The sequence below is a fragment of the Ornithinimicrobium sp. genome (assembly GCF_030537745.1).
Lineage (GTDB): Bacteria > Actinomycetota > Actinomycetes > Actinomycetales > Dermatophilaceae > Ornithinicoccus.
Window position 1 is genome coordinate 1 of the sequence record NZ_JAUNVI010000088.1, and the last position, 8,704, is coordinate 8,704.

At 67.6% G+C, this 8,704-nt stretch carries 11 protein-coding genes and 1 riboswitch; of the genes, 10 read left to right on the forward strand and 1 reads right to left on the reverse strand.

All coding sequences use genetic code 11. The features are described from left to right. Nucleotides 1-47: 47 nt before the first annotated feature. On the reverse strand, nt 48-977 hold the full coding sequence (locus tag Q4P07_RS13220) for an NADP-dependent oxidoreductase (RefSeq protein WP_303375385.1): 930 nt from the start codon (nt 975-977) through the stop codon (nt 48-50). 165 nt (nt 978-1,142) lie between these two features. On the opposite strand from Q4P07_RS13220, the gene Q4P07_RS13225 reads away from it, so the two are divergent. The 10 genes from Q4P07_RS13225 to gcvPA all read left to right on the forward strand — a co-directional run. Continuing rightward, complete coding sequence (locus Q4P07_RS13225) at nt 1,143-1,745, forward strand: CDP-alcohol phosphatidyltransferase family protein (RefSeq protein ID WP_303375386.1); 603 nt, start codon at nt 1,143-1,145, stop codon at nt 1,743-1,745. After that, complete coding sequence (locus tag Q4P07_RS13230; protein ID WP_303375387.1) at nt 1,742-2,647, forward strand: DUF881 domain-containing protein; 906 nt, start codon at nt 1,742-1,744, stop codon at nt 2,645-2,647. The genes Q4P07_RS13225 and Q4P07_RS13230 overlap by 4 nt, the downstream gene beginning before the upstream one ends. Beyond that, complete coding sequence (locus tag Q4P07_RS13235) at nt 2,644-2,976, forward strand: small basic family protein (protein WP_303375388.1); 333 nt, start codon at nt 2,644-2,646, stop codon at nt 2,974-2,976. The genes Q4P07_RS13230 and Q4P07_RS13235 overlap by 4 nt, the downstream gene beginning before the upstream one ends. A gap of 98 nt (nt 2,977-3,074) precedes the next feature. Beyond that, a complete protein-coding gene (locus Q4P07_RS13240; RefSeq protein WP_303375389.1) occupies nt 3,075-3,773 on the forward strand; it encodes a DUF881 domain-containing protein in 699 nt (232 codons plus the stop codon). Nucleotides 3,774-3,850: 77 nt separating this feature from the next. Continuing rightward, nucleotides 3,851-4,240 (forward strand): glycine cleavage system protein GcvH, encoded by a 390-nt coding sequence (gene gcvH / locus Q4P07_RS13245; RefSeq protein WP_303375390.1) that lies wholly within the window; start codon nt 3,851-3,853, stop codon nt 4,238-4,240. 173 nt (nt 4,241-4,413) lie between these two features. Further along, nucleotides 4,414-4,812: an FHA domain-containing protein gene (locus Q4P07_RS13250; protein WP_303375394.1), complete on the forward strand. Its 399-nt coding sequence runs from the start codon at nt 4,414-4,416 to the stop codon at nt 4,810-4,812. Next, nucleotides 4,809-5,585 (forward strand): MerR family transcriptional regulator, encoded by a 777-nt coding sequence (locus tag Q4P07_RS13255; RefSeq protein WP_303375391.1) that lies wholly within the window; start codon nt 4,809-4,811, stop codon nt 5,583-5,585. The genes Q4P07_RS13250 and Q4P07_RS13255 overlap by 4 nt, the downstream gene beginning before the upstream one ends. A 19-nt stretch (nt 5,586-5,604) precedes the next feature. Next, the gene (locus Q4P07_RS13260; RefSeq protein WP_303375392.1) at nt 5,605-6,135 is read left to right on the forward strand and encodes a bifunctional nuclease family protein; all 531 of its coding nucleotides are present in this window, start codon (nt 5,605-5,607) and stop codon (nt 6,133-6,135) included. 180 nt (nt 6,136-6,315) lie between these two features. Next, entirely contained in the window at nt 6,316-6,867 is a 552-nt protein-coding gene (locus Q4P07_RS13265) for a MerR family transcriptional regulator (protein ID WP_303375395.1), read from the forward strand. Between the two features lie 104 nt (nt 6,868-6,971). Next, a riboswitch (glycine riboswitch) is annotated at nt 6,972-7,069 on the forward strand. A gap of 77 nt (nt 7,070-7,146) precedes the next feature. Then, nucleotides 7,147-8,704, forward strand: a 1,558-nt coding sequence (gene gcvPA, locus Q4P07_RS13270; RefSeq protein ID WP_303375393.1) for an aminomethyl-transferring glycine dehydrogenase subunit GcvPA, incomplete at its 3' end; no start/stop codon positions are given.

The following is an 8,704-nucleotide window of genomic DNA, read 5'->3' on the forward strand; positions in this document are numbered from 1 at the left end:
CACAGCGCTGACCACCACAGCGTCGACGACCACACTGCCAGTTCAATTCAGGCCAGGGACAGGACGACCTTTCCCCGAGCACGACGAGTCTGCACCTTGGCCAACGCCTTGGGCGCGTCGGCAAACGGATAGACCTGCTCGATGATGAGTTTGACCGCCCCCGAGACGATGTCGTCCATGAGAGCGATGGCGTCGGCGCGGACGTCGACGTCATAGGCGATCCCGGTGACGTGGACGCCGCCCACCGGGGCGGCCTGGTCACCGGAGACCGTGACGACGGTCCCACCGCCTTTCACCACGCGCAGGGTGTCGGTCGTCGTCTGTGGCTGGATCGCGAGCGCCCCGTCCACGCCTTCGCTGCGCCACCGGAGCACCTCTTCGGGCCAGCCTGGGTGCTGGTAGTCGACGGCGAGGGCGGCTCCGAGGGCGAGGAGGTAGTCGTGATTGCGCGGGGACGCTGACGCGGCGACCTCCCACCCGCGCCGGTGCGCCAGTTGCACGGCGAAGGTGCCGACCGCGCCGGAGGCTCCAGCCATAAAAATCGCGCCACCCGTCGGTATGGCGGACAGCGGATGCAGGGCCCGCAGCGCCGTGTTGCCTGCCACCGGCACCGCGGCCGCCCGCTCAAAGCTCATTCCGTCCGGGATCGGCAGGATCAGCGCATCCGTGCGAACGACGGCATACTCCGCCCAGACGCCACCCTTGCGCTGCATCGAGCTGACGAACGCGATCCGGTCGCCGACCTGATAACCGATCACCGCGGGACCGACCTCTTCGACCACGCCAGCCGCTTCGATGCCGATAGGAAAGGGGAAGGAGATGTCGTTTGGCAAGAAATAGGAGTCGTGGATGCCCACGCCGACCGCCTTGATGCGCACCAGCAGTTCCTGCGGACCAGCCAGCGGAACGGCGATGCGCTCCGATGCCACGGTGTCGGCGCCGGGTCGCTGAACGACGAAAGCTGTCATGGTCCGCATGCGCTCACCCTCACTTCTTGCGTTGGAGAACACGGTCGTTCCTCGATCTGCATGTCGATGAGTCATGTCTATCAGCAAGGGCTACCTCAGCCGCGCCTCGCACGACGTCAGCACGGGGCCCTGACGTGGAGCTCGTCCTGGGAGCAGCCAATTACACTCACTCGTATGACGACGGACACGGGGGGCCTGGGCACGGTGAGCAACCGCGTGCTCACCGTGCCCAATGCGCTGAGTGTCTTCCGGTTGTGCCTGTTGCCGGTGTTCCTCTGGAGCGCCGCGCGCGGCGACCTCGCGTGGGCAGGACTCGCGCTCGTGGTCTCGGGAGTCAGCGACTTCCTGGATGGCTACATCGCCCGTAGGTATGGCCTGATTACCCGGCTCGGCCAGCTGCTCGACCCGATCTCTGACCGACTCTTCATCGCCACGACCGTGATCGGGCTGGCCTGGTTCGACCTCATCCCGTGGTGGCTGGTCGCGACGTTGGTGCTCAGGGACTTCTTGGTCGGCGCGATGTTGCCCGTGGTCCGCCGCCACCATCTCCCTATCCCGCCCGTCCACTTCGTCGGCAAGGCCGCCACTTTTAACCTGCTCGGCGCCTTCCCGCTCATCCTTTTCGGACACCTAGACGGGTGGTGGAGCATCCTCAGCCTGGCCACCGGGTGGGCGATGGCGTGGTGGGGAATTGTGCTCTATTGGGTCTCCGGCCTGATCTATGCCTGGCAGGTCAAAGACATGGTCCGGCAGCTCGGCCCGGAAGTGCGCGCATGAGGCGGGCGTGGGCGAGGAGGGAAGCCTCCCAGCGCGACCCCAACCCGGCTGCCTCGATGGCGCTGCTGGACGAGGTGCTCGACCCGCCGCTAGGGCCTGGGTACTACTCCGCGGCGGTCGCTCGGAAGGCTGCCGGGCTGCCCGCATCCTCCGGGCTCAACACCGTCGTCATGTTCGTGGTCACCCTGATCTTTGGTTTCCTGATCACGGTCGCCGCCGTCGCCCTGCGGGCCCCCGACCCGGCGGCAGCCCAGGTGCGTGCCGAGCTGGCGACGCGGATCGAGGCGGCCCAGACGACCGGCGATGCCAGGAGCCAACAGGTGGAGCAGCTCCGCGCCGACATCCTGGAGCTTGAGCAGGAGCAGGCACGGAGCGAGTCTGGAGCCTCGGGGGAGCGGGCGATCACGGCGGCCAGGCTCCAGGCAGGTGGAGTCGCGGTGCATGGGCCTGGAGTCATCGTGACGTTGGACGACGCACCTCGCGCAGAGGCTGAGCCCGTCGAAGGCAACCTGCCGGAGCGGGTCAACGCCCGAGACATTCAGATCGTCGTGAACGGCCTGTGGAGCGCGGAAGCCGAAGCGGTGTCCGTCAACGGGCATCGCATGACCAGCACGTCCGCAATCCGGTTTGCGGGCGAGGCCATCATCGTGGACTTCCGGGGGCTCACGCCCCCCTACGTGGTGAAGGCGATCGGCGACCCTGCCAAACTGGAAGCCGAGACCACGATCGGTGGAACAGGTGTTTACCTGGGGGAACTACGTAGACAACTCAGCATCCAGTCCTCGGTCAGCCCCCAGCAAGACATCACCATCACGCCAGCTGAACGACTCACGACGCGAGTTGGCCAGGTGCCCGAGCCGGACAGCTCGGGCGCCACGAGCACAAAGAAGGAGGACGGATGATCCCGGTTCTGGGGTTGATCGTCGGCGTCGCGCTGGGGCTCGTGCTGAGTCCGGAGGTGCCGACCTGGCTGGCGCCCTATCTGCCGATCGCCGTCATTGCCGCCCTCGATGCCGTCTTCGGTGCGGTGCGGGCAGCCCTGGAGGGCATCTTCAACGACCGCGTCTTCGTGATCTCCTTCATGTCCAATGTCGTGGTGGCCGCCCTCATCGTCTTCCTGGGCAACCAGCTCGGTGTCGGAGCGCAGCTGTCCACCGGCGTCGTCGTGGTGCTTGGGCTGCGCATCTTCTCCAACGCTGCCGCCATCCGGCGGCACTTGCTGGGGGCGTGATGACCCCGGAGAACAAGCCTTGGCGACTGCCCCGGGTCCATCGACGGTCCACCGGCCGGCCGCCGACGACCGAGGAGGCGCGCCGCCGGCTCATCTCGATGAGCTCGCTGAGGTTCAACCGGGGCCAGGTCGCAGCGACGGTGCTCACCGTTGCGCTCGGCGTCGCCATGGTTGCCCAGGTCCGCAATGCCGACGAGGCTGGCCTGGGGCAGCTGCGGCAGTCGGAGCTGGTCGCGTTGCTGGACAACGCCTCCACCCGCGTCGACGCGCTCCAGCGGGAGGTCGTCAACCTGGAGGGCGACCGGGACCGATTGCGCGGCCAACAGGGCGACGAGGCGGCCGCCGCCGCGGCCAAGCAACGCTTGGCTTCTTATGAGATCCTCGCGGGCACGGTCCCGGTCGAGGGGCAGGGCATCACCGTCTTCGTCAACGACGCCGGCGCAGCAGTCACCCAGACGATGATGCTGGACGCGATCCAGGAACTGCGCGATGCGGGGGCGGAGGCGATCGCAATCGGGTCGGTCCGGGTCGTGGCCTCCAGCTATGTGGGCACTACCGCAGACGGACGTCTGCTCCTGGACGGCAAGGTCATCGAAGCTCCCTATCGGATCGTGGCTATTGGTGAGTCGCACACGCTGGCCGGCGCGATGGCCATCCCCGGCGGCTTCAGCGACAGCCTGCGCGGGGCGGGCGCCACCGTCAACATCGTGGAGAACCCGGAGCTTCGCATCGATGCCGTCACTAAGCCCCAAGACGCCAGATTCGCTCAGCCGGTGCCAGCCACGCCCGCACCCTGATCGGTGACCGCATAGGGTGGGTGCTGCCCGAGGCAACGACGCCGACCAGCGGCCAGGAATGAGATCTGAGGAGAGCGATGAGTGACTTGAACTACCCCGACGACTTGCGATACACGACTGATCACGAATGGATCAGGGACATGGGGGAGGACGTGGTCCGCGTCGGCATTACCTCCTACGCCCAGGACGCCCTCGGTGATGTCGTCTACATCTCCCTGCCCGCCGTGGGGGACACCGTCGCGGTGGGCGACTCGGTCGGTGAGATTGAGTCCACCAAGTCGGTCAGCGACACCTATGCGCCCGTCGCGGGCGAGGTCGTCGCCGTCAACGACGCTCTGGACTCCACACCCGAGCTGCTCAACACCGACACCTATGGCGAGGGTTGGATGTATGAGATCAAGATCTCAGACCCCGAGGCGCTCGGCGGTCTGCTCGACAGCGCCGGCTATGAGGGTCAGCTTGACTGACCACCCGTGACCTCAAGGGTGCTCTGGACTACAGTTGGGGCACCGATCGGGCTCCTCTGCCTGCGACCTTCGTCGGCCCGGCTAGGCGATACCGCACCATCAAGAAAGGTCAGCTCGTGAGTGACCGCGACCGAGAGCACAACGACTTCGGCAACGACCCGTCGACGGCCCGCATCCCCCGCGGCGCTGACTTCCCCTCTGCCGAGTACACCTTCGACGACGAGCTTCCGCGTCTCTCGCCGGAGGATCAGCGCACCGTCGACGCGTTGCGCCCCGGCACCGCGCTGCTGATCGTGCTGCGCGGCCCCAACACCGGAGCGCGCTTCCTGCTGGACGCCGACGAGGTCTCCTCCGGCAGACACCCCCACAGCGACATCTTCCTCGACGATGTCACCGTCTCACGTCGGCATGCCGTCTTCGTCAGGGAGGGGGACGGGTATGCGGTCCGCGATGTCGGATCGCTGAACGGCACCTATGTCAACCGGGAGCGGATCGAGGTCGCCGTGCTCGCCCCCGGTGATGAGGTGCAGATCGGCAAGTTCCGGCTCGTCTTCTATCGCGGACGCTCGTGAGTTCTGCCGCACACGCCGAGGTAGGCGGACACGACGGGCTCTCCATCGGCGCCGTCCTGCGGGAGCTGCAGCCAGACTTTCCCGACCTGACGATCTCCAAGATCCGCTTCCTGGAGACTGAAGGTCTGATCAGCCCCGAGCGGCGTGCCTCCGGCTATCGACTGTTCGGGGAGGCTGATGTTTCCCGCCTCAGGTTCGTGCTCGCTGCCCAGCGCGACAGGTTCTGGCCGCTGAAGGTGATCCGGGATGCCCTCGACCGGCTCGACCAGGGCCTGGACGTCCCCGGCCTCACGGAGCCTCCTGACGCCGCTGAGGATCTTCCTGCCCAGACGCACCCGACAGCGTCAACCAACGCTCGCGCCGCGGCCGTCACTGATTTCAGCGCGGTCGCCCTGCGCCGCCGCCGGGCAGTGCGCCTCACCGCCTCCGAGCTGCGCGAGCGCACCGGGCTGGACGCGGCTGCCTATGGCCAGCTCAAAGCCTTCGGGCTCCTTCGCACAGATGCCTCCGGTCGGCACCACGCCGACGATCTGGATGTCGCAACGGCTGCAGCCGCACTCTCGCGCTATGGCATGGAAGCCCGACACCTACGGTCTTTCCGGATCGGGGCAGACCGTGAGATCGGCCTGGCCCAGCAGGTCCTGGAGCCGGTGCGTCGACGCCGCGCACGCGGCGGGAAGGGCGCAGACCCGCGCGAGACCGAGACCGAGCTGCTCTCCACCATGCTGGCTTTGCACGTCGCGCTTGTCCGCTCCGGTCTCGCCGAGCGCTGAAGGGGGTACCGTGAAGGGCGTGAAAGAGCTCGACGTCATGGGCGTTCGGGTAGAGATGCCCACCAACAGTCCGATCGTGCTGCTGCGCGAACGCGGCGGCCAGCGCTACGTGCCCATCTGGATCGGGGCGCCGGAGGCCACCGCCATCGCCTACGCCCAGCAAGGCGTAGAGCCCCCTCGGCCGCTGACCCATGACCTGATGGCCTCGATCATCAGCGAGCTCGGGCGCAAGGTCGACACGATCCACATCACCTCGCTAGAGGATGGCATCTTCTACGCCGAGCTCCACTTCGACAACGGCACCGTCATCTCCGCCCGGCCGTCGGACGCCATCGCCCTGGCCTTGCGCACCGCGACGCAGATTCTCGCTTCCGAGGAGCTGCTCGACGAGGTGGGGATCACCATGGCGGTCGAGGAGGAGGACGAGGTCGAGCGGTTCCGTGAGTTCTTGGATCAGGTTTCAGCCGAAGACTTCGAGGCGGGACCGGAAGGCCCGGCGGGGGAGCAGGGAGCCAGCCCGCCGGCCGGGCCGGACCTGCCGGGTCAATGACCCACAGTCCTCTGCGCACTGGGCTCACGGCGCGTCGGTCATTGACCCGGCGGGCGGCGCGGCCTACCGTCAAGGTGTGCACTGGTTGCACAGGACTCACATGGGTCCCGCAAGTCACATGAGTTTCAGAGGCGAGGAGGACCGGTGAGCGCTGGCGCAGACGCACCGGGGCAGGCGGGCCTGGGACGGCCCGACCACCCGACGCAGGGGGTCTTGTTCACCGAGGACACCCCCGCCATGGACGAGACCATCGGCTTTCGCGGACCGACCGCCTGCGGTGCGGCCGGGGTCACCTACCGCCAGTTGGACTATTGGGCGCGCACGGGACTGCTCCAGCCCTCAGTGCGCAACCCCAGCGGTTCTGGCACCCAACGCCTCTACAGCTTTCGCGACATCCTGGTCTTGAAGATCATCAAGCGGCTCCTGGACACCGGGGTGTCCCTGCAGCAGATCCGCGTCGCCGTCTCTGCCCTCCGTGAGCGTGGGGTGCAGGATCTGGCCAAGATCACCTTGATGAGCGACGGTGCGAGCGTCTATGAATGCACCACGGACGACGAGGTCATCGACCTCGTGCGCGGCGGTCAGGGGGTCTTCGGAATCGCTGTGGGCAGCGTCTGGCGAGAGGTCGAGGGCCAGCTTGCCGAACTGCCCAGCGAGCGTGCGGACGACCCGCTCTTGGATCACCCCAACGACGAGCTGTCAGCGCGGCGACTCGCCCGACGCACCTCCTGACCCAGCTGCCGTCTGCGCTCGGGGGACCCCAGCCCCGCTCCTGGAACATTCGCGATCGCCATACCGCGATCTGGCCCCTGCCCTGATAGATTTAGGAGCGCCGTCGATCCCGCGTGGGAGAGACCTCACCAGCACCAGGTGAGGCGCCGAAGGGGCACATCTCCCCGACAAGCTCTCAGGCGAAACGGACCACGCGGGTCAGGCAACTCTGGAACGCCCTGCACTGCTGCGGCCGGCAGAGGGGGAGGGTCTTATCCCTTGTCCCTAGGAGCGATCGACATGACGACCGAAACCCACCTGGCCGAGTTTGTCGGCCGCCACATCGGGCCCCGTGACCACGACATCGAGCACATGCTCGACACGCTTGGCTACGACTCCCTCGAAGCGCTCATCGATGCGGCCGTGCCTCCGGCGATCCGCACCTCCGCTCCGTTGGCCCTTCCGGCCGCCGACAGCGAGCAGGCCGTGATCGCTGAGCTACGCGATCTCGCAGCGCGCAACAAGGTCGTCACCTCGATGATCGGCCTCGGCTACTACGGCACGCAGACCCCGCCCGTCGTACTGCGCAACATCATGGAAAACCCGGCCTGGTACACCGCTTACACGCCCTACCAGCCGGAGATCTCTCAGGGCCGGCTCGAGGCCCTGCTCAACTTCCAGACCGTGGTGACGGACCTGACCGGGCTCGACATCGCCGGCGCCTCGATGCTCGACGAGGGCACCGCTGCCGCCGAGGCGATGGCCCTTATGCGACGCACGAGCAAGGTCGCTGACGATGCCGTACTGCTCGTCGACGAGCACGTGTTGCCGCAGACCCTCGGGGTGGTGCAGGCACGCGCGGACTCAGTGGGCTGGACGGTCCACGTCGCTGACGTCAGCGGCATCACCGACGAGGAGAGCCTGCGCACCGTTGCCGGTGACCGGGACGTCTTTGGGGTGCTCCTGCAGTACCCCGGCGCAGACGGGCAGGTGCGCGACTTTGCGGCCCTGGTGAAGGCGGCCCACGCGGCCGGTGCCCTGGTGTCGGTGGCCGCCGACCTGCTCGCCCTCACCTTGCTCACCGCACCCGGCACATGGGGGGCCGACGTCGCGGTCGGCACCACGCAGCGGTTCGGGGTGTCGGTGGGCTTCGGCGGCCCGCATGCGGGCTACCTGGCCGTCCGCAAGGGCCTGGAGCGGACGATGCCGGGACGCCTGGTAGGCGTCAGCCGGGACGCCGCCGGCGATCAGGCCTACCGCCTGGCGCTCCAGACGCGCGAGCAGCACATCCGCCGCGAAAAGGCGACGAGCAACATCTGCACGGCACAGGTGCTCCTGGCGGTGATGGCCTCGATGTATGCGGTGTGGCACGGGCCCGAGGGTCTGCGCCGGATCGCGCTGGAGACCCACGCCAAGGCCGTCACCCTGGCGCAAGCGCTCACCGACGGTGGGCTGGAGTTGGCGGGGGAGAACTGGTTCGACACCCTCACGGTGCGCGTCCCCGGCCGCGCGGGCGCCGTGCTGGCGGCAGCACTCGAGGAAGGCATCAACCTCTGGCAGGTGGACGCCGACACGGTGCTGCTCTCGGTCGACGAACTCATCACGCTCGCTGACCTCCAGGCGGTCGCGAGAGCCTTCGGTGTCACGCCCCCGGAGCACCTCGCACCGGCGCAGGCCCCGCAGTGGGGTGGCCTGGCACGGGGAGAGGATGAGCCCTATCTGACCCACCCGGTGTTCGGCACCTACCGGTCCGAGACCGCGATGCTGCGCTATATCCGCTCGCTCTCCGACAAGGACTACGCGCTGGACCGGGGCATGATCCCGTTGGGCTCCTGCACGATGAAGCTCAACGCGACGA